The sequence below is a fragment of the Hydrogenimonas thermophila genome, from assembly GCF_900115615.1.
In the GTDB taxonomy this organism is placed as follows: domain Bacteria; phylum Campylobacterota; class Campylobacteria; order Campylobacterales; family Hydrogenimonadaceae; genus Hydrogenimonas; species Hydrogenimonas thermophila.
The window spans coordinates 1-21,576 of the sequence record NZ_FOXB01000039.1 but is presented as its reverse complement, the minus strand read 5'-3'; the positions used below and the strand labels follow the sequence as shown (position 1 = coordinate 21,576).

The window sequence follows — 21,576 nt, the reverse complement described above, 5'->3', positions numbered from 1 at the left end:
GTCAGATATAAAACCAAAAAACAGACCTGCAGCTACAACCTGAAGAATTAATGGAATATCAAGTGAAATATTTTGATAGAAATGTACATCAAAATATGTATACTCAACACCAAGGAATTGTGCTGTTGTAAAAGCTGCAAATCCAGCAATAAATGAAGGGAGAAGAACATCATACAGTATGACACCTATTATTAATACTTCTACTCCAAAAATAGCACCGGCTATGGGTGTACCGAAAACAGAAGCAAAACCGGCACTAATGCCACAAATAACCAGTTTTTTACGATCTTCCGGAGAGAATTTTAAAATATCTGATAACCATGATGCTGCACCAGCACCAATTTGCGCGCCAGGTCCCTCTTTCCCAACAGAACCGCCAGCAAAAATAGTTAAAACAGTGGCAAAAAGTTTAACAGGAATTACAGCTATATCTATTTGACCATATCTTTTATGAACAGCTTCTATAACTTTTTCAGTACCATGGCCTTCAGCATTGGGAGCAAATTTACGTACAATCCAAACTGTCAAAAAAAGGGCAAATGGTAATAGGTAGTAGTAACTAAAAGGAATATCTGATCTGCTTGTTTCTGCAATTTGTAAAATTTTTAAAAACAGTGTAACTATTGCTCCTATCATTACTCCCACAAATGAAGAGAGTACTACCCATTTCGTAACACTAAAGAAGATAGCAGTCTGTTCTGTAATATGTTTACGGATCATAAAAAGCCCTAGTATGCAGGATAATCGATTATAACTCGATTTTTTTAAATATTTAAGAAATAGAGTCAATTTTTTATAATTTGATTAAATATATTCATACAATAATCAATGGAGTAATAGAATGTTGAAAAATTCAAAATATTATAAGGTAATGTAAATATTATTGAGATATAGTTTTAATAAAATTAGCAAAAAATTAATAAGCCTTTTTGTACAATAATAATTAAAAAAAGGCTTGACTTTGAAATTTGAAACCTATCCATTTGAAAAATTGACTAATTTGTTAGATGGGATTACTCCAAATAGCAGTTTAGATCCAATTGTTTTGACAATTGGAGAGCCTCAGTTTGAGACTCCTTCATTCATTACAGAAGCACTTTGTTCTAATTCAAATTTGCTGAAAAAATATCCTAAAACATCAGGTGAACAAGAGTTGCGTGATGCGATACGCTCTTTTTTTAAACATCGTTTTCATGTCGACTTAGACAATTCTCAGCTTATTCCAACTTTTGGAACACGAGAAGTCCTTTTTAACTTTCCACAGTTTTTGCTCTCACGAAAAGAAGAGCCTATGATGGCTTTTACTAATCCTTTTTATCAGATATATGAGGGTGCGGCAATTGCCAGTGGTGCAAAAGTATTGCATCTAAATTTGACTAAAGAGAATGGTTTTCTTCCTAAAATCAATGAATCAGAGTTAGCTGGTTGTGGTTTGGTAATTCTTAATTTTCCAAATAACCCAACAGCATCTGTAATGGATATGAAAACAATGGTAGAGTGGGTTAAACTTGCTATTAAGTATGACTTTGTACTGCTTAATGATGAGTGTTATAGTGAGATATATACAAAAACTCCTCCACCTTCACTTTTGCAGGCTAGTATAGAAGCAGATAACCCCACATTTAAGAATATTTTAGTCATTAACTCTATATCTAAACGTTCCAGTGCTCCAGGGCTTAGAAGCGGTTTCATTGCCGGTGATGATAGAATTTTAAAAGAGTATATGAGGTATCGCACCTACGTTGGATGCGCTTCACCTCTTCCTTTGCAGATGGCAGCTGCATCAGCTTGGAGAGATAATGAACATGTGATAGCATTTCGTGAGAAATATAAAGAGAATTTTGAAATAGCTCATGAAGTACTTGGTATAAAAATACCGGAAGCAACTTTTTACATTTGGCTTGAAGTAGAAGATGAATTGGAATTTACAAAGAGACTCTATGAACGTTATAATATTAAAGTATTACCAGGTAGTTTTTTAGGACGTGAAGGAATCGGGCAGGGGTTTGTACGCGTTGCTTTGGTAGAGAGTGCAGAGCGGACACTCGAAGCTGTGAAGAGAATAAAAGCCTGTTTGGAAGAGTGTTAAATAAGAAAAAATTTTAAAATAGGAGCAGAAGATGCAACAAAATGAGTTTGAAGATTTGAAAAACAATCCTCAGTTTATGCTGGATTTGACTAACAGAGAAGAGGCTGCTGTAAAGGCTAAAGATATTGTCGGTATGTATGAGATACTTGATACAGCAGTAATGCTAGATCTTTCAGCAGAGCGGCTTAACCGCATCTATACAGAGATTTTGCAGACAGTTTTTGATAGATTGGCTGACAAGCTGACAAAAGAAGAGTTTTTTGATATTAACAATAAAGATGATCTTTATACAATGCGCGGTATTTATGAACACGGTATTGAACGTTACAGTGATAATGACTTTAAAGGGGCAAAAGAGATATTTTTGATTTTGCATCATACTGCTAATGATGAGGTACTAAGTAAAGCAATGATGCCACATATTGCAGCAGCTGCATCACAAATGAAGTTTGATGATTTTATAGATGAATTTGTAGATGTCGATAATCCTAATAATAGTGAGACTTACGGCTTTTTCTTAACAAATTTCAAACCTTCTATAGAGGGTTTTATGAAAGAGAAAGCTGAAGTACTAAACAATGCACTAAAAGAGCTTGAAACATTGAAAAAAGGGTAAGTTTGAAGATACATTTTATAGGTATCGGAGGGATAGGTATTTCGGCACTAGCAAAGTTTATGGCTGGTGATGGACATACAATTAGTGGATCAGACATCAGGCAGAGTGAAATTACCGATGAGTTGGCTCTGAAATTTGGCGCAAAGATTACGATTCCACACCACGGTGATGCAGTGGATGGGGTTGATATGGTGATCCACTCAGCGGCAGTACGCAAAAATAACCCTGAATATATTCGTGCTAAAGAGCTTGGGATTCCAATTTATGCACGCAAAGAGGCTTTGAAGTTTATTTTAAAACAAAAAAAAGTTTATGCTGTTGGAGGAGCTCACGGTAAAAGTACTACATCAGCAATGCTTGCTGAACTGCTTCCCAAAAGCAATGCCATTATTGGTGCCATCTCTAAAGCTTTTTACTCCAATGTTCGTATTGCTCCAAATGATGAGGTAGTCTTTGAAGCAGATGAGAGTGATGCCAGTTTTTTAAATTGTAATCCATATATGGCTATTGTTACCAATGTTGAACCTGAGCATATGGAGTATTATGAGTATGACTTATCACGTTTTTATGCTGCGTATGAATCTTTTTTAAAATTGGCTCAGGTTCGGGTTATCAATGCTGAAGATCCATTTTTATCGAAGTTAGATATGGAGAGTATTAAGCTATATCCAAGTAAAGATATTGACAAGCTAGAGTATGTGCTTATAGATGGTGAACCTCATACTAGATTTAACTTAAGAGATTTTGGAGAGTTTGATGTCTTTGGCTTGGGAGCGCATATTGCTATTGATGCATCATTAGCAATTTTAGCTGCACTGCATGAAGGTGTAGATATTGAGCAAATACGTGATTATCTTAAAAACTATAAAGGAATCAAAAAACGCTTCGATATTATCGAAAATAGCAATAAATGTGTGATCATAGACGATTATGGGCATCATCCGACAGAGATTAAAGCAACAATGGATGCACTGAGCCAATATGCCAAAATGCGTGGATTTAACAAAATCCGTGCTGTTTGGCAACCGCATAAATATAGCCGCACCATAGACAATCTGCAAGGGTTTGTTGAGTGCTTTGAAGGGGCTGATGAGTTGGTAATATTGCCTATTTGGTCTGCTGGTGAGGTAGAGGTGCCGATTGATCTTAAAGGTGCATTTAGCGGGTTTAATTTGACAATGGCAGAGCGTGTCACAAAGGAAGGGGGAGTTGTGAAAGTTCTTGACCTAAATGGACAGACTATTAAACAGTTTGAGAGTGACTTGATTGTTGCTTTTGGTGCTGGTGATATTACCTATCAAATCAGGGGTTTAAAGAAGTGATTGAGTTTGCAATCGATCGCGGTGGAACTTTTACTGATCTGATTGCACGTGTTGGTGATCGCTTTATTGTCAAAAAGGTTTTGAGCAACTCACCATTTTATGCTGAATCTTGCAGTCATGCCATTTCTGAAGTACTTTATGAGCTTTATGGTAAAAAAGAGCCTATTGACCTTTCATACATTGCATCTATTTGGATGGGAACGACGATTGCCACCAATGCACTGCTTGAGCGCAAGGGAGTACCAACAGCACTGGTAGTGACAGAAGGGTTTGGTGATTTACTTCATATTGGTGATCAGACACGCCCTGATATTTTTGCACTTGAGATTGAGAAGTCTAAACCACTTTTTAGCTCTGTTGTTGAGGCTAAAGAGAGGGTAATTGTCAAAGATAGTGATTTTATTGTAGAAACACCGTTAGATGAAGAGAAGCTTAGAGAAGATCTTTCAAAGCTTAACGTCAAGCATCTTGCTGTCTGTTTGATGCATGGTTATGGTTTTTTTGATCATGAAAAGCGCATTAAAGAGATAGCAGAATCGATGGGGTTTAGCGTTGTTTGCAGTCATGAAACAGTGCCTTTGCCAGGTGCCGTAGCGCGAGCTGAAACCACGTTGGTTGATGCCTATTTGACACCAAAATTACAAGAGTATTTGCGTCTGTTTCAAGCTCCTTTTCAAGGGGATGTGGCTAAGAAAACGTTGATGATGCAAAGTGACGGGACACTTTGTGCAATGAATGATTTTAGAGGTTCACGTGCACTTTTGAGTGGACCTGCTGGTGGAGTTACAGCCCTTGCCTCTATTTATGAGAATAGACCGCTGATTGGCTTTGATATGGGCGGTACAAGTACTGATGTCTGCCGGTATGATGGGGAAGTGGCTTTGCGATATGAGAGTGAGACAGCAGGTGTAAAGGTTCGCGTACCACAGGTTGATTTGCATACGGTTGCTAGCGGTGGAGGAAGCCGTCTTTTTTATAAAAATGGTCTTTTTGTTGTAGGTCCTGAGAGTAGTGGAGCCAATCCAGGACCGTTATGTTATGGTCGCAATGGATACTTAAGTATTACAGATGCCAATCTTGTCACAGGTCGGCTCGATCCTGAGAGTTTTCCTAAGATTTTTGGTGAAAATGGGGATGAACCGCTTAGCATAGATGCAAGCAAAAGAGGGTTTGAAGAGATTGCTCAAGAGGTTGGTAAGAGTATTGAAGCGGTTGCCGAAGGATTTTTAGATGTAGCCAATGAGCAGATGGCAACAGCAATTAGAGAAGTAACGCTGAAAAAAGGGTTTGATCCGGCTGATCATATTCTTTGTGCTTTTGGCGGAGCAGGCGGTCAGCACGCTGTGGCAGTGGCAAGGAAGCTTGGAATAAAGAAGGTTCTGATCCACCGATATGCCGGGATTTTATCAGCATATGGTATGGCGTTGGCTAAGCGCAGTTTTGAAGCGATGAAGCATATTGGATTGCCACTTTTTGAGTGTAGAGATGAGCTTTTTAAACCACTTCAAAAAGAGATTGAACCAAAACTTCCTAATCAGTATGAAGTACATTGGCATCGATTAGTAAGAGTTTACTATGAGGGGACAGATACCGTTATTGAAGTTCCTTTTGAAGATGCAAAGAGGACATTTGAAGAGCATTATAAGCGAGAATTTGGCTTTTTAATGCCTGAGCGTACTTTGATAGTTGAGTCTATTCGTATCAGAGCTGAAGTTATTGCAAAAGGGTGGTCAAGGCAAAAAATAGCACCTGTTTCAGAGCCGATAAAACCACTAAGAGTGCATCGCCTTTATAAAGATGGTGTTTGGCTTGATGCACCTGTTTATGATATGGAAAAACTTGGCAGTGGTGCTGTGATAGAAGGGCCAGCACTTGTAATGCAATCAACATCCACCATTGTATTAGAGCCTGGATGTAGGGCAGAAGTTTCTGCTTATGGTGATTTAATGATTGATGTACCAGTAGAGAAGGATAGTAAGCAGACAGAGATTCAAGCAGTGGTAGATGCACTCTTTTCTAACCGTTTCCATTTCATTGCAACACGTATGGGAGATATGCTTCAAATGAGTGCAGTTTCTACCAATATTAAAGAGCGACTCGACTTTTCTTGTGCAATTTTTGATAGAGGTGGAAACTTAATAGCCAATGCTCCGCATATTCCTGTTCACTTAGGTTCTATGAGCAGTGTTGTTAAGGCTGTGATGCAAAAGTTCCCTAAGCCTGAAGAGGGGAGTGTTTACATTTCCAATGCACCTTATGAAGGGGGCTCTCATCTGCCAGATATTACAGTTGTTACACCTTACATTGAGGATGGTAAAGTAGTCTTTTGGGTGGCTAGTCGCGGTCACCACGCTGACATTGGAGGAAGTGTACCAGGTTCGATGCCACCTTTTTCACATCAACTCTTTGAAGAAGGTGCTATATTTGAAGCTTTTGAGCTAGTTGAAAATGGTCGTTTTAATGAAGAGAGAGTGCGTGAGATTTTAGAAAAAGCAGGGGCTCGCCGAATAGAAGATAACTTAAGTGACTTGCGTGCTCAAGTAGCAGCCAATACAGAAGGGATTGCTGGTGTATTGGCATTGATGAAAGAGTATGGCAAAGAGAGCATTGAGCGTTATATGGAATCTATTCAAAATATTAGTGAAACAGCAGTGCGTAACTTTTTGCGTTCATTTACTAAAAAAGAGCTTTTTGCCAAAGAGTTTTTAGATAACGGCTCTTCTATTGTGTTGAAAGTCTCAATCGATGATGAGGGTGGGGCTGTTTTTGACTTTACAGGTAGCGGTATGGAGTTATGGGGAAATCAAAATACACCGCCTTCAGTAGTTCGTTCGGCCATTATCTATACACTTCGTGCAATGCTTCGTGAAGATTTACCACTCAATGAAGGGTTGATTGCACCAATTAAACTGCATTTGTCAGAAGGCTCACTTTTAAACCCTGGAAAAGAGGCAGCTGTAGTAGGCGGAAATGTTACAACAAGTCAGCGAATTGTTGATGTAGTGCTAAAAGCCTTTGGTGAGTCAGCTGGAAGTCAGGGGTGTATGAACAATGTCACTTTTGGAAATGAAGATTTCGGCTACTATGAAACGATTGGCGGGGGTGCAGGAGCAACACCAAAAAGAAGCGGTGCGAGTGGTGTGCATACCCATATGACCAATACCCGCATTACTGATGTCGAAGTTTTGGAACGTCGTTATCCTGTGATGATCGAAACCTTTGCATTGCGAAAAGGAAGCGGTGGTTTAGGACGCAACCGTGGTGGTGATGGTTTGATACGCCGTTACCGCTTTTTTGATGAACTTGATTTTGCTATTTTAAGTGAACGGCGGGTTTTTGCTCCATTTGGATTGGCTGGTGGAAATAAAGGGCAGAAGGGTCGAAATATTCTGATACGCGATGAAAAGATGTATGACTTGGGTGCCAAAGTGCAGTTAAAGGTCAAAAAAAGCGATAGAATAGAGATACAAACACCAGGTGGTGGTGGATATGGAAAAGTTAGTGAGAGGGATAAATGAAAAAAGATGCATTGAAAGAGCTTGGAAAACTCTTTTATGATATTGGTAAAATCATTTTTGCAGTGGCAGTTATAGCACCTTTTATCAAGGGAGGAAGTTTTTCCTATGAAATGATGGGAGTGAGTTTAGGAGTTTGGTATATTGGAACAGAATTGATAAATTTAGGAGGAGAGAAATGAATAGTGGGGAATTAGGGGCAATAGTAACAGGACTTGTTCTAATGGCTTATGGAATTTATATTATTTATAAAACAAAACATTCGCATTAAAGTATAATTTAGTATGAGTAATAAAAAAGAGATAATAAAACAGCTTGATTTAGTAAGCTACATTGAACAGTTTGAAGGATTTCTTGCACGCCCTAAACCACTCTTTATGGAAGGTGACAGATCTTTACATTTTCGCTTTATCAAAGCACTTGAAACAGTAGAGTTTAAAGCACCGCCAAAGGTGAAAAACTTAGATGATTGCTGGATGCGTCTAAGCAAGCAGGGGGTGCTTGGGCTTGATGAGATTTTTGAAGCTGTTAAGATTGTACGCTATTTTCAGTATCTAAAAAACATTAAGATTGAAAATGAGCTGGGTACTTGGCTTGCTGAGATTAGAGTACCTGAGCCGATTGTTGAAATTGAAAGAATGTTTGATGAGAAGGGAAATTTGCAAGATAGCGTTGATGAGCGGTTGGCATCACTAAAAGTGGCTATCAAACAAAACCGTGAAGCAATTCGTCAAACACTTTCAAGAATGTTAAACAGCTCTAAGATTGGTCCTTATTTGGTTGACCGTCAGATTCACTATGTTAATGATGAAGAGGCATTACTGGTTCGCGGTGGCTTTAACCACGTAATGAAAGCTTCTATAATTGGGCGTACAACGGCAGGCTTTTTCTATGTGATTCCTGAATCAATAGGAAAACTTAAAGATAAAGAGGCTGGGATTGCCAGTAAATTAGAAGAGCTTTACTACGAAATTGCTAAAAAAATCAGTCTAACAATGGCAAGTTGGTTGAAGTTTTGGCGTTTTATTGACAAAGCTTACGATCGGTTTGATCACTATCAGGCACGGATGCAGATGGCAAGGTTTAGTGATCTTTCATTTGTCCTTCCAAATAGTAGTGATGTGATTAAACTGGTTGATTTTGCCCATCCGGCACTCTCTCATCCTAAGCCTGTTACAATTGATTTTTCTAAAAATGTGTTGATGATTACAGGGGTTAATGCCGGTGGTAAGACAATGCTTCTTAAATCTATTCTTGCTTCAGCTTGGCTGGCAAAATATCTATTGCCAATGAAGTGCGATGCAAAAGCGACAAAGATAGGCAGTTTTAAGCAAATTGAAGCGATCATTGAAGATCCTCAGAATGTCAAGAATGATATCTCTACATTTGCAGGACGAATGCGACAATTTTCTCAACTCTTTTCGCAAAATGGTGTATTGGTAGGAGTTGATGAAATTGAGCTTGGAACCGACAGTGATGAAGCAGCAAGTCTTTTTAAAGTGATGATTGAAGAGCTAATTCGGCGTAAAATTAAGATTGTCATTACAACGCACCATAAACGTTTAGCAGCAATGATGGCGGGTGATGAAAGAGTTGAACTGGTAGCAGCTGTATATGATGAGAAAAATCAAGTGCCGACCTATACATTCTTGCAAGGGATTATTGGTAAAAGCTATGCTTTTGAGACGGCAGAGCGTTATGGTGTGCCAAAAAACATTGTCCAAAAAGCACGAGTGGAGTATGGTGAGGATAAAGAGCGGCTTAATGAACTAATAGAGCGTTCGAGTACATTAGAAAAAGAGTTGCGTCAAAAACGTGAAGAGTTAGAGCAAGAGATTGAGGCACTGGAGAAAGAGAAAGGTCGTTTCAAAGAGCTCAATGACTCTATGGAGCGAGAACTGCTTGCCAAAAAACGAGAGCTTGAAGCAATCTATAATGAAGCAACCAAACAGGCACGTGAAGCGTTGAAACAGAAAGATGAGCGTGCAATTCACCGTAAACTAAATGAAGCGCATAAAACGGTAAAGAAAGCAAAGATAGAGACACCAAAACGTCTGGAAAGCTTTGCTGTAGGTGATAAGGTCAAATATCGTAAAAACCGCGGGGTGATTATTGCTCTTAAAGCAAAAGAGGCGACAATCGAGGTTGATGGTATGAAGCTGCGTGTACCGCTTAGTGAATTGAAGCGTTCAGGCAATCCTCCTAAGCCAGTTAAGAAAAAGCAGGTACAAGTGACACTAGAGCGATCAAGGGCAACGGCTGGAGTGAAGTTGGACTTGCACGGTCTTCGCAGTGAAGAGGCTATTGAGCGACTCGATAAATTTCTTTCAGATGCACTTTTAGCAGGCTTTGATGAGGTTTTGGTCTATCACGGAATTGGAACCGGTAAATTGGCATATGCTGTAAGAACATTTTTAAAAGAGCATCCAAGTGTCAAAGAGTTTCAAGATGCACCACAACATATGGGCGGATTTGGTGCTACAATTGTAAAACTTTAAATAGGGGGAAACAGTATGGACAATATTCACAATATGGTAATAGTCGGTGCAGGTCCTGCTGGTATTGCTACAGCAGTTGAGAGTTATATCTTGGGTATTAGAGATATTGTTTTACTTGAAAAAGATCAAAACCATAATGCTACAATTAGAAAGTATTATAAAGACAATAAACGTGTCGACAAAGATTGGAAAGGTCAAAAGGTTGAATTAGATGGAAACATCTACTTTATGGATGGTACAAAAGAGAGCACACTAGACTTTTTTGATGAAATCATAGCTCACCACTTTGTAGAGCTTCGTACACATACAGAAGTGCAAAAAGTTGTAAAAAAAGATGACTATTTTGAAGTTATGATACCTGGTGGAAGCATAAAGGCACGTTTTGTAGTTGTTACAATAGGTCGTATGGGAAAACCAAATAAACCTGATTACAAGATTCCGGCAACCATTAAAAAACGTGTTAACTATACAATTGATGAGTGTAGTGAGGGTGAAAAGATTTTGGTAGTTGGTGGTGGAGACTCAGCGGTAGAGTATGCAGTAGATCTATCTGAAAAAAATGATGTAACAATCTGTTATAGAAGAGAGACATTCAGAAGAGCAAATCCAACTAACAGAGATGCAATTGCAAATGCAATAGCACATAATGAAGTACGTCCATATCTTGGAACAAATATCGAAGGTTTGGAAGATGACAATGGAAAGGTTCGTGTCATTTTTGCAGAAAGAGAGCCTGAAACTTTTGATCGTGTTATATATGCAATAGGTGGAACAACGCCAAGTGCATTTTTAACAGGTTCAGGAATTCGTATAGAAGATGGAAAGCCTGTTCATGATGAAAACTATATGACAGATATTCCAGGTCTATATGTTGCAGGGGATATTACTCAAGAGTCAGGAGGATCTATTGCTCTTGGTCTTAATCATGGTTATGCCATAGCACAACATATTTTGAAAAATATACAAAATGCGTAAAAAAGGACTTTTTTATGGGTAAAGTCTACCTAACCGGTGCAGGACCGGGAGATATTGATCTGTTGACAGTTAAGGCATTACGTGTAGTACGTAATGCTGATGTCATTATTTATGATCGTTTAGCAAATGCAGATATTTTAAAAGAGGCAAAGAGTGGGTGTGAGTTTATATATGTAGGAAAAGAGGATGGTCTTCACATTTTGCCTCAAGATGAGATAAATGAAGTAATCTATCAAAATGCACTCAAACATGAGACTGTTGTACGTCTTAAGGGTGGTGATCCTTTTGTTTTTGGTCGTGGCGGAGAAGAGGCAAAATATCTTAAAGAGCGTGGTATCTCTTATGAAATAATTCCGGGTGTAACATCTGCAATAGCAGTTCCTGCATATGCTGGTATTCCTGTAACGCATAGAGGTATTTCTGTATCATTTAAAGTTGTTACAGGTCATGAAGCACGAGATAAGAAGCAATTGCAGGTTGACTGGGAGTTAATGAAAGCTGATGAGACAATAGTATTTTTGATGGGATTGCACAATTTACCGAAAATTACAAAAAATCTTATTGAAATAGGCAAACCTAAAGAGACCCCTTGCGCTGTTATAAGCAGAGGAACTACATCTGATCAAAGAAGTGTCATTGGTACTCTTGAAAATATAAATGAAAAAGTTAAAAATGCTAAAGTTCAAAGACCAGCACTTATTGTTGTTGGTAAAGTTGTTGATCTAAAACAAGATTTGGAGTGGTTTAAAGTAAATGAAAGACTTTAAGAAGTCTTTCATTATAGTATAGCTATTCATCCTTGCATACTTGTACATCAAAGTTGTTTTACTACTTCCTCTACCTCAAATAATTTCAATAACCTGAGCAAAAAATCTATATTTTTTTTAATTTTATTAATTAAATAAAATTATAGTCCTAAATAAAATCTATTTTTAGAGTAATTACTCTTGACTTTATATATAAAAAAAAGATATATTTGTATCAAACTTGTTTAAAAGGAGGATAGTGAAAAAGGATAATCGTACAAAAATATTATCTGTTGCACTGAAACTTTTGAATGAACAGGATTCACAAAGTGTTACAACAAATCATATTGCTGAAGCTGCAGGGGTTAGTACTGGAAATCTCTACTACCACTTTAAAAACAAAGAGGAGATTATAAGAGAGCTTTATGGTCAAATGAGAGATGAGATTGGCTTTGAGTCTCAGCCATTGCCAGAAACACTTTGTGAAATGCAATCTTACTGTGATTATGTAGCAAAAGTTTGGTGGAAGTACCGCTTTTTAAGAAGAGAGCTTCACTTTTTAATGACACGTGATGATCTCTTTGCAAAAGATGTAATTAAAGATGTCAGATTGCAGCGTGAGAAGATGATTTTACTTCTTTTACATCTAAGAGATAAGGGGTATATTGAATTAGCTTATGACAATATGTTGAACAATATAGTAGATACAATGATGCTTTACAGTCACTTTTGGACACCATATCTCTACATTATTGGAGAAGATATAGATGTTAGTAAAGCTCAAATGGTTGCTCAGCGAATAGAGGAAGTTTTAAGACCTTTTTTGACAAAAAAGGCAAAAACAGAACTTGCAAAATGCCAATAAAGTAAAGGAGAAGATAGAATGGCTTACATTAAGTTACCAGAGTTTGAAGAGATGGATCCTGAAATTCAGGAAAAAGCTCGACCTATTTTGGAAAAGACAGGAAAATTAGGAGATATATTCAAACTACTTGCAGTTAGAAAAGATATCTATTTTGCTACCGATATGATGGTTCAAAACTATCTACTTAAAGAGACAGAACTTCCTTACAGAACAAAAGAGGCAATTGCTTTGTTAGTTTCAAAAGAGAATGGATGTAAAATGTGTGTTGATGTACATAAAAGTATTGCCAAAATGTTGGGTATGACAGAAGAAGAGGTAGAAAAGGTACTTAAAGGTATAGATGCAATGGAAGTTGATGATGCTGAAAAAGAACTTCTGCGTTTTTGTATTAGAGCTTCACAAAAAGATAACTATAAAATGACTCAAGAAGATATAGATGCTATAAAATCTTTAGGATATAGTGAATCTCAAATACTTGAAGCAGTTGCAATTACAGGATATTTCAACTACATCAATACCCTTTCAAATGTTTTTGGTCTTGGAGATTAGTTATGAGACTTTTGATTATAACTGCAATATGTTGCCTTTTTGTCAACATTAATCTTAATGCATATTCAGCAAAAGGGATGATTACATATAAAAAATTGTGCAAACATTGCCACGGGTCTGGTTTCAAAGGAGCAGCAATATTAGAGAGCGATGAGTGGGAAGATATGTTTGAAAATAGAGCAAAAAAACTAAAAAAAGTACACTCTAATGAGCCAAAAGCTATAAAAGTACTCAATTCAGGCTATTTTAAACGAAATTATGAAGCATTAGGAAGATTTTTACGAAATAATGGAAGAGATATGGGTGTTGTAAGAAGCTGTGATGGGCTTAATTGTGGGTAATACTGTCCATTTCTTTTAAGCATTTTTTCATTTTGCTTCGTTAAACATCACTTCAAGCACAAGAGATCGATAAACTTGAAAACCAGTCAAAAATTTTATTTTTAGGAGAAGGGGAAGGGCGTAACGCTATTTATGCTGCTTTAAAAGGTCATGAAGCGACTGCGCTTGATGCTTCTAGCATAGGCTTAGAGAAAGCTAAACAATTATCCAAAGAGTATCATGTAGAGATCAAGACAATCCATACAGATCTTGCACAGTGGCAGCCGCCTATAGAACAGTATGACGTGATGATGAGCTCTTATATGCATTTGATGGAGCCATTACGAACAGTAGCTTTTCATAAGGCTATGGAAGTATTAAAAGAAGGTGGGGGTATTTGTTGGAGAGTTTTTTTCTCAAGAACAGTTACTGTGTACATCAGGAGGACCTAAAAACTATGATCTGCTTTATAGCGTAGAATCTTCTTCAAACAATTTTTAAAATGTATAATATTGTGATGTTAGATCACATCAATGTACTTTGCAAAAAGATTGATATATGATTATTGAATTTGCTGATAAAGCTTTGGAAGACTTTTTATTAATGTTGTGTAAATTTAAATATAGTATCAATATATTTTTTTGCTTTTTCATCGAGCAGTTTCATTCTTTCTTTCCCTTTTGGGAGTGTTGAGCGAATTTTTTTCATCTCATCTAAAAAAGACTCTATAGAGTCAGGAATTAAATTCTCAATAGCAAGTCTAAGATATTTTGCTACTGATGGTGAAGAACCAGATGTAGAGATAGCAATGGTTAAAGAGCCTTTTTTTATGTATGAGGGAAAGATAAAGTCACAATACTCAACTGAATCTACACTATTGCATAAAATATTATGCTTTTGACACTCTTCGTAAATCTCCTTTTGCATTGAAAGATCATCTACTGCTACAATAACAACAGAAAAGCTTTCTATATCTTTTTGTAAATATTTTCGTTTATGTAGCGTTAGTCTGTTTTCTTCAACCAATATTTTTACTTTGTCTGAAACTTCAGGTGCTATTACAGTTATATTTTTAGTAAAGATAAGAAGTTTTTCAAGTTTTTCTCCGGCAATATTTCCTGCTCCTACCAAAAGAACTTTTTTATTATTTAAGTTTATAAAAGCAGGGAAATATGCCACTTTTTTCCTTTGTTAGTAAAATGTTTATAGTACTATTTTATCAGTTTGATCTATATCAATAGTTTAAAAAGGTTTTTTTAGTAAAATAATTTTATAACTCATTTATATAAGGGGACTTAATGGATTGGATTATGGTCTCATTTCTTGCTGTAACAGCACTTTTGATGGGTAAAATATATTTTATGTTTAAGGAGTAGATTGTGGAAATTTCAAATTTTATGCGTGATGAGCATCGTATGTGCGATGAGTCTTTTGCAAAAGCAGAACAGGCTGTAAATAATGGTGATTTTAAAGAAGCATTTGAGCATTTTGAAAAGTTTATGATAGATACACTAAAACACTTTGATAAAGAGGAAGAGATACTTTTTCCAAGATTTGAAGAAGTAACAGGCAATACTGAAGGTCCAACCAAGGTAATGTGTTATGAGCATAATCAGGTAAGAGGTCTTTTGGAGCAGTTAAAAGATGCAATTGATAAAGAGGATAAAGAGCGTTTCTTCTCTGTTGCAGATACTATTATGATTCTTTTACAACAGCATAATATGAAAGAGGAGCAGATGCTATATGCAATGTGTGATCGTGTGCTTGCACCACAGGCAAGTGAACTTGTTGAAAAGATGAAAGCACTTTGAAAGAGGTAGAGATTTTAAAACTTGACGTTCGGGGGCTTAATCATCCAGAACCCCTTGAACGTTCGGTTGAAATGTTTAAAAAGTTAAATAGCTCTAATTGCATGCATCTGCATATTCATCGTTATCCAAAACCTCTTTTAGCAATTGCTGATAATCAAGGCATAAGATTTGATGCTTGTGAAACAGAAGAAGGGGAGTGGCATATTCTCTTTACAAAAAATCCTGCATTAGATTTAAATAAAATGTTGCAGGAGTTGAACAATGTTTAATCAAGGACTTTCGCTTGATCAGGCACCTCCTTTTGGTGTAATCTTACGCTTCTTTTTAACTATTCCATTTTTTGGTGTTTTAACTGCATTAGCTATATTTGGAGCAGATTCAGCATCCATAATGTTTTGGGATGCTCCTCAAACAGTAGCAATAGTCCATCTAACTTTATTGGGAATTGCAGGTATGGCAATGATTGGAGCACTCTTTCAAATGCTTCCTGTAATTGCTGGTGCTACTATTAAAAACCCTCTTTTTCACTCTAAGTGGATCCATCTTTTTATGGTATTGGGAACTTTGATGCTCTCATCTGCCTTCTATTTTGAAAAGATGGCTCTGTTACATCCAGCTTTAGCGTTGCTTTTAGTATCTTTAGTTTTTATTGTTGCACTGATGCTTTTTAATCTTTTGCGTGTTGAGAACAAGACAGCTTCAGTAACAGGAATGATAACTGCATTAGTCGGGTTTAGTTTTGGTTTACTTTTTGCACTGCTTTCAACACTATCATTTATGGGAGTTGACCTAGGTTTAAGCATTTTAGATTTGCGTACAATTCACATGCACTTTATGCTGTTTGGGTGGATAACTCTTCTAATAATGGCAGTAGCTTTTCAGGTAATAGAGATGTTTTATGTTACACCTCCTTACCCTAATGTAATTAGTAAATGGTTTCCACTCTTAACTCTTTCTATTTTAGTTTTACAAGTTCCTTTTTATCTTTTGAATAAAAATATTGTAGTTTTTTTTGATTATATAATAGGTGGTTTATTGCTGACATTTGCTCTAGTTACGCTTAAACGTTTAACTCAGCGTAAAAGACCTGTAGCAGATACAACTGTATGGCTTTGGCGAACAGGGCTATCTTCTTTAGCGCTATCTGTTCTATTTGCTTTTATCTCTACTTTTACAGAAGTTGGTAGATTTTTTGATTTTGCAGGATTGCTCTTTGGTTACTTTGTAATGAGCATAATTTTTGCAATGAGTTATAAAATTATTCCTTTTTTGGTGTGGTTTCACTTAAATGCAAAAGGGGTGCTTGAGTGTCCTATGATGGGTGACATTATAGAAGCAAAAAGAACAAAATGGCATCTTTACTTGCATTGGTTACTACTAGGAACTTTAATTGTCGCTATCTTTTCCCCGCTTTTTTGGAAATTTACAGCATTGGTGCTACTTGTAGAGTCTCTTCTGTTTGGTGCCAATCTCTTTGGTGCTGCAAAAATTTATAATTCACTTAAAGATAAAGGAATGCTATGAACTACCCGGCTTTTTTTGATGAAGTAGAACCGATTGAAACCATTGACCCACTAGCTGATGTTTTAGGTGCCATAGATAATGGTAGTATCACTTATAACTATATTGATATGGTTAAGCTTGCAGGACACTCTTGCCCTACTGTTGCAGGTGCGTGGCTAATGTGCAAAATTGGTTTAAAAGAGCTTTATAAAGATGAACTTCCTGTCAGAGGAAATGTTAAAGTTGAATTAAAAGGCAGTCTTGACGAGGGAGTTACCGGAGTTACTGGAAGTTGCATAGGTTTAGTTACAGGAGCTGCCAATGAGGGCGGTTTTAAAGGACTTAATGGGAAAATGGCTCGAAACAACCGTCTTTTTTATGGTGTTAATATGGAAAAAGAGGTGCGATTGACAAGACTAGATACAAACGATAGTGTTGAGTTAAGTTATGATCCTTCTATAGTCCCTGGTTCTCCTGAACAGCAACAGCTTATGCAAAAGATAATGCAAGGCAATGCCTTACCAGAAGATAAAAAACAATTTGGAGAGCTTTGGCAAGAGAGAGTTAAAAAGATTTTACTTCAGTCAGAACTTTGGTCACAAATGGTTACTCTAAAGTAATAGTCTCCAATTTCTCACTCTTCATTATGCTATAATGCCACTATCCTAACGCCTGACCATTTAAAAGATGGTCAGTTCTTCAACGTCTATCTCAAATATACATTTCCGTATATTTACCAGATAGTCAACTGCTGAGGGCACATAGCTAGGGAGCATTATTTGCGTGCCTTCGGTAAATATTTAATATAAAGAGTGAAACTTTCATGGAACAAGAGATAATTGAACAGAGTAAACTAGAAGAGCAACCTTCAGTAAGTTTTTCCGATTTTGGATTTAAACAGCCTATTATGCGTGCTATTGATCGAATGGGGTTTAAAGTGCCTAGTCCAATTCAGGAGAAGGTGATCCCTTTGATTTTGGAAGGGCATGATGTTGTTGGGCAGGCTCACACGGGGACTGGTAAGACAGCAGCATTTGGATTGCCTGCATTAAATAACATAGAGTGGCGAAATGGAGTTGATTTGTTAGTTATAACTCCTACTCGTGAGTTAGCAACACAGGTAAGTGATGAGCTTTTCAGTCTTGGACGTTTTGCAGGTATTCGTACTGTTAGTGTTTATGGTGGGCAGAGTTACCGCAGACAGCTTGATCTCATCAGTCGTGGAGCACAGGTTGTTGTAGCAACACCGGGACGTTTGTTAGATATGCTGAGTTCTGGAAAACTTGAGGATTTTAATCCATCTATTGTTGTTTTGGATGAAGCAGATGAGATGCTTGATATGGGCTTTTTGGATGATATTAAAGAGATTTTCAGTTATCTTCCACAACAGCGTCAAACGCTTCTTTTTTCAGCTACAATGCCTGAACCTATTAAAGATTTGGCTCGTCACATTCTTCATGAGCCAAAGTTTGTTTCAGTTACTAAAAAAGAGACAACAAATAAAGATATTCGCCAACTCTACTACGTTATAGAAGAGAAAGACAGAGATGATGCAATTGTGCGGCTTTTAGATAAAGAGGAGCCGGAAAAATCTATAGTATTTTGTCGTATGAAACGTGAAGTTGACCGTGTTGTTGAGCTTTTGCAAGCACAAGGTGTTAATGCCAGAGGTCTTCACGGCGATATGGAGATGCGTGAGCGCATGGAGGTAATTAAAGGATTTAGAGGTAGAGATATAGATGTACTTGTTGCTACTGATGTTGCGGCAAGAGGGCTTAACATCGAGAATGTAAGTCACGTATTTAACTACCATATTCCATTTGATCCTGAGAGTTATGTTCACCGCATTGGTCGTACAGGGCGTGCCGGCAAGAAAGGTACAGCCATTACACTTGTTACACCATTGGAGTTTAAAGAGTTAGAGCGTATTCGTCAAAAAGTTGGTACCAAAATGGAGTATGGCTTTGTTGATGAAGGTGGTGATTCGGCTGAAGATCTTGCTGAACGCTTTTTAGAGAGTGTGCGTGCTCAGGATCTTAACGAAGAGGCTGTTAAAATTTATGAAGTTCTTGAAAATGAGATGTCACCGCAAAAAGTAGCTTATAAGCTTATCTCTTTAATTCTTGATAATGGACTTATCTCTCAAAAGAGTAAAGGCATTGGGTTTAGTCAAGAAGAGGTTGAGAGATTGATGGAGATAAGCGGTATGGCTGAAAAATCTAAAAAGAGTGGAAACCGCAAACGCCGCAGTAGTGGAAGAAACAGTCGTAACAGAAGTAGTGGTGGTCGTCGATATTAATTCTATTTATGATGTAGCTATTTTAGGTGCCGGTGCAGCTGGATTAATGGCTGCATCTAATCTAAAGAGAAGAAAAGTATTAATAGTTGAACACAACAAAAAGCCTGCTGCCAAGATAGCTATATCTGGTGGTGGGCGATGCAATATTACCAACAAACATCTCTCATCTTCTAACTATCTTGGCAAAAATCAATTTGTATCTACCGTTTTAGAGCAGTTTGACAATGAAGAATTGCTCAATTTTTTACATAATGGTGGTTTAAAGCCTGTTGTACGTAAAGAGAGTCAATATTTTTGTCCAAATAGTGCAAAAGAGATTATTGATCTATTGTTGCACTCTTGCAATGGAGCAGATTTTTTATATGATGCAGAGATTGAGGCTTTAGAAAAATTTGGCGATCTTTTTTCTATTAAAACCTCAAAAGGCTCTTTTTATGCAAAAAAGGTTTTGGTTGCTACCGGAGGGCTAAGTTTTACAACTGTTGGTGCAAGTGGTATAGGCTATAAGATAGCTGAATCTTTTGGGCATAACATTATTCCAACAAGACCTGCTCTTGTAGGTTTGACGCTTCAGCCCCAACAGGTATGGATGAAAAGTCTTAGCGGTCTTTCTGTTGCTGTTGCTATTACGGTTGGAAGACGAACATTAACCGGAGATATGCTATTTGCTCATAAAGGTATTAGTGGTCCGGTAGTCCTTAATGCGTCTCTTTACTGGAATCAAGGAAAGATAACAATAGATTTTTTGCCTGGTATAAAGCTAAAATCACTCTTTAAATCTTCAAAAAAAACATCAGCATTACAAATTCCTCTTCCAAAACGTTTTGTAAAAGCTTTTTTTGATGCGTTGGAACTTCCAAATATTTCATACAATGCAATGACAGAACCACAAAAGCAGAGACTCTCTCTGATTAAATCTTATGCTTTTGCTCCAGCAGGAACTTTTGGATACACAAAGGCAGAAGTAACAAAAGGTGGGATCTTAACTGATGAAATTGATCCATTTACAATGCAAAGCCATTTAGTTGATGGACTCTTTTTTGCCGGTGAAGTAGTTGATGTAACTGGAGAGCTGGGTGGTTACAATTTTCAGTGGGCCTTCTCTTCAGCTGTAGTTGCTGCACGAGGTATTAATTTTCAGCTTACATCTTACTAAAAGATGTATAATTAATATATGAAGAAAATTATATTTAAAGATCCTCCTATTTTAAAAAATGCCAAAGGTGAACTTAGAAAAGTAGGTTTTGAACTGGAGTATTCTGGTTTAACACTTGAAAAGAGTGCCGGTATAATAATTAAAGAGATTGGTGGAAGAGTAGAGGTTATAAACCCTTATCATTATAAGATAAAAGATACAAAGTATGGAACTTTTACTCTTGTTCTTGATTTTCAGTTTCTTGTAGAGTCAGGACTAAATCGATGGGTGCGTCAAATAGGTCTTGAGCAAGCTTTGGAAAAAGAGACAATCAAAGCAATTGAAAGTGTGATTGCAAATTTAAGTGAAACAGTGGTTCCATATGAGATATCTACATCACCTCTTCCATTAAATAGTTTGGGTGTTATTGAAACAATCAAAGAGAGATTAAGAGAAGAGGGTGCAATGGGAACAAAAGCTGCACCTTTTTATGCATTTGGATTTCATATCAACCCAGAAGTTGCATCAATAACTGTAGATGAGATTTTAAGTACACTAAGAGCTTTTTTTCTGCTTTATGACTACTTGGTAGAGATGATTAAGCCAGATATGGCAAGGCGTTTAACTCCATATATTGATCCGTTTGATAAAGAGTATATAGAGAGAGTTTTAGATCCAGCATATGATCCTACAATGAGACAACTTATAGATGATTATTTAGACTATAACCCGACTAGAAACAGAGCATTAGATCTTTTACCTCTATTTGCATGGATAGATGTAGATCATGTTATGGGGCTGATGGAAGGTGAAAAAGTTACAGCACGTCCAACTTATCACTACAGGTTGCCAAATTCTCGTGTAGATGAGGTTGAATGGAAAACATTTGAAGCATGGAATAGTTGGGTTCTTGTAGAGAGACTAGCTAACGATACAAAAGCATTGGAAAGATTAAGAGACCAATATTTTGAATATTTTAATTCACCTTTTTTCTTTTTTCAAAAGGATGAGTGGTTAGAAAAGCCGTTTTATAAGAAACAACTTAAACGGCTGAAATTTTAAAAAAAAACATACCTTTTTGTTTCATTTTTAAAACACTTCAAAACTGCGAAGTGTTTTGATGATGAAACATAAGTTTCATCAATAACACTAACAAGGTATCGGCTTGTAGTTTAATAGAGCCGATATAGTTTGATTTTTGTTGTTGTGTTAGCTCTTTAACAATTCATTGTCAATGGCACAAATACAATCAAGAGGAAGTGCTATCTATTTTGTTGGTTGTGCAACAAATACTCTCTTAGGATCATAAGGTGTATTATGCACATAGATTGCA

The 21,576-nt window shown here is 37.0% G+C and carries 21 protein-coding genes; 19 read left to right on the top strand and 2 right to left on the bottom strand.

What is annotated here, in order from left to right; genetic code table 11:
- Positions 1-720: chloride channel protein (locus BM227_RS10260; protein WP_177202040.1), on the bottom strand; the 720-nt coding region annotated here is incomplete at its 3' end.
- A gap of 241 nt (positions 721-961) precedes the next feature.
- Here BM227_RS10260 and BM227_RS10255 point away from each other — a divergent pair.
- The 12 genes from BM227_RS10255 (at position 962) to BM227_RS13380 (ending at position 13,947) form a co-directional block, all read left to right on the top strand.
- Positions 962-2,089 (top strand): succinyldiaminopimelate transaminase, encoded by a 1,128-nt coding sequence (locus BM227_RS10255; protein ID WP_092913632.1) that lies wholly within the window; start codon positions 962-964, stop codon positions 2,087-2,089.
- Between the two features lie 31 nt (positions 2,090-2,120).
- A complete protein-coding gene (locus BM227_RS10250; protein ID WP_092913630.1) occupies positions 2,121-2,705 on the top strand; it encodes a hypothetical protein in 585 nt (194 codons plus the stop codon).
- 2 nt (positions 2,706-2,707) lie between these two features.
- Entirely contained in the window at positions 2,708-4,027 is a 1,320-nt protein-coding gene (murC, locus tag BM227_RS10245) for a UDP-N-acetylmuramate--L-alanine ligase (protein ID WP_092913629.1), read from the top strand.
- Positions 4,024-7,545, top strand: coding sequence for a hydantoinase B/oxoprolinase family protein (locus BM227_RS10240; RefSeq protein ID WP_092913627.1), 3,522 nt, complete (start codon positions 4,024-4,026; stop codon positions 7,543-7,545). The genes murC and BM227_RS10240 overlap by 4 nt, the downstream gene beginning before the upstream one ends.
- A complete protein-coding gene (locus tag BM227_RS10235) occupies positions 7,542-7,724 on the top strand; it encodes a hypothetical protein (protein WP_092913626.1) in 183 nt (60 codons plus the stop codon). The genes BM227_RS10240 and BM227_RS10235 overlap by 4 nt, the downstream gene beginning before the upstream one ends.
- 102 nt (positions 7,725-7,826) lie before the next feature.
- Positions 7,827-10,040 carry an endonuclease MutS2 gene (locus BM227_RS10230; RefSeq protein ID WP_092913624.1) on the top strand — a complete coding sequence of 738 codons (2,214 nt, stop codon included), beginning with the start codon at positions 7,827-7,829 and terminating at the stop codon, positions 10,038-10,040.
- Between the two features lie 15 nt (positions 10,041-10,055).
- Positions 10,056-11,015: an NAD(P)-binding domain-containing protein gene (locus BM227_RS10225; RefSeq protein ID WP_092913622.1), complete on the top strand. Its 960-nt coding sequence runs from the start codon at positions 10,056-10,058 to the stop codon at positions 11,013-11,015.
- A 14-nt stretch (positions 11,016-11,029) separates the two neighbouring features.
- Complete coding sequence (gene cobA, locus BM227_RS10220) at positions 11,030-11,782, top strand: uroporphyrinogen-III C-methyltransferase (RefSeq protein WP_092913620.1); 753 nt, start codon at positions 11,030-11,032, stop codon at positions 11,780-11,782.
- A 238-nt stretch (positions 11,783-12,020) separates the two neighbouring features.
- On the top strand, positions 12,021-12,626 hold the full coding sequence (locus BM227_RS10215) for a TetR/AcrR family transcriptional regulator (RefSeq protein ID WP_143089734.1): 606 nt from the start codon (positions 12,021-12,023) through the stop codon (positions 12,624-12,626).
- An 18-nt stretch (positions 12,627-12,644) separates the two neighbouring features.
- On the top strand, positions 12,645-13,175 hold the full coding sequence (locus BM227_RS10210) for a carboxymuconolactone decarboxylase family protein (protein WP_092913618.1): 531 nt from the start codon (positions 12,645-12,647) through the stop codon (positions 13,173-13,175).
- Between the two features lie 2 nt (positions 13,176-13,177).
- Positions 13,178-13,516 carry a hypothetical protein gene (locus BM227_RS10205; protein ID WP_092913616.1) on the top strand — a complete coding sequence of 113 codons (339 nt, stop codon included), beginning with the start codon at positions 13,178-13,180 and terminating at the stop codon, positions 13,514-13,516.
- A gap of 65 nt (positions 13,517-13,581) precedes the next feature.
- Complete coding sequence (locus BM227_RS13380) at positions 13,582-13,947, top strand: class I SAM-dependent methyltransferase (protein ID WP_092913614.1); 366 nt, start codon at positions 13,582-13,584, stop codon at positions 13,945-13,947.
- A 148-nt stretch (positions 13,948-14,095) separates the two neighbouring features.
- Here the strand turns inward: BM227_RS13380 and BM227_RS10195 are convergent, their stop codons facing one another.
- Positions 14,096-14,674 (bottom strand): precorrin-2 dehydrogenase/sirohydrochlorin ferrochelatase family protein, encoded by a 579-nt coding sequence (locus BM227_RS10195; protein WP_092913612.1) that lies wholly within the window; start codon positions 14,672-14,674, stop codon positions 14,096-14,098.
- Between the two features lie 200 nt (positions 14,675-14,874).
- Between BM227_RS10195 and BM227_RS10190 the strand changes: the two genes are divergently transcribed.
- The 7 genes from BM227_RS10190 to BM227_RS10160 all read left to right on the top strand — a co-directional run bounded on the left by BM227_RS10190 (position 14,875) and on the right by BM227_RS10160 (position 21,305).
- Positions 14,875-15,306 (top strand): hemerythrin domain-containing protein, encoded by a 432-nt coding sequence (locus BM227_RS10190; RefSeq protein ID WP_092913611.1) that lies wholly within the window; start codon positions 14,875-14,877, stop codon positions 15,304-15,306.
- On the top strand, positions 15,303-15,575 hold the full coding sequence (locus tag BM227_RS10185) for a DUF2249 domain-containing protein (RefSeq protein ID WP_092913609.1): 273 nt from the start codon (positions 15,303-15,305) through the stop codon (positions 15,573-15,575). Before BM227_RS10190 ends, BM227_RS10185 begins: the two co-directional genes overlap by 4 nt.
- The gene (locus BM227_RS10180; RefSeq protein WP_092913607.1) at positions 15,568-16,830 is read left to right on the top strand and encodes a hypothetical protein; all 1,263 of its coding nucleotides are present in this window, start codon (positions 15,568-15,570) and stop codon (positions 16,828-16,830) included. The genes BM227_RS10185 and BM227_RS10180 overlap by 8 nt, the downstream gene beginning before the upstream one ends.
- Entirely contained in the window at positions 16,827-17,429 is a 603-nt protein-coding gene (locus BM227_RS10175; RefSeq protein ID WP_092913605.1) for an FmdE family protein, read from the top strand. The genes BM227_RS10180 and BM227_RS10175 overlap by 4 nt, the downstream gene beginning before the upstream one ends.
- A 203-nt stretch (positions 17,430-17,632) precedes the next feature.
- Positions 17,633-19,108 (top strand): DEAD/DEAH box helicase, encoded by a 1,476-nt coding sequence (locus BM227_RS10170; RefSeq protein ID WP_092913603.1) that lies wholly within the window; start codon positions 17,633-17,635, stop codon positions 19,106-19,108.
- On the top strand, positions 19,062-20,264 hold the full coding sequence (locus BM227_RS10165; RefSeq protein ID WP_245757057.1) for a BaiN/RdsA family NAD(P)/FAD-dependent oxidoreductase: 1,203 nt from the start codon (positions 19,062-19,064) through the stop codon (positions 20,262-20,264). The genes BM227_RS10170 and BM227_RS10165 overlap by 47 nt, the downstream gene beginning before the upstream one ends.
- An 18-nt stretch (positions 20,265-20,282) precedes the next feature.
- Complete coding sequence (locus tag BM227_RS10160; protein WP_092913601.1) at positions 20,283-21,305, top strand: amidoligase family protein; 1,023 nt, start codon at positions 20,283-20,285, stop codon at positions 21,303-21,305.
- Positions 21,306-21,576 lie beyond the last annotated feature (271 nt).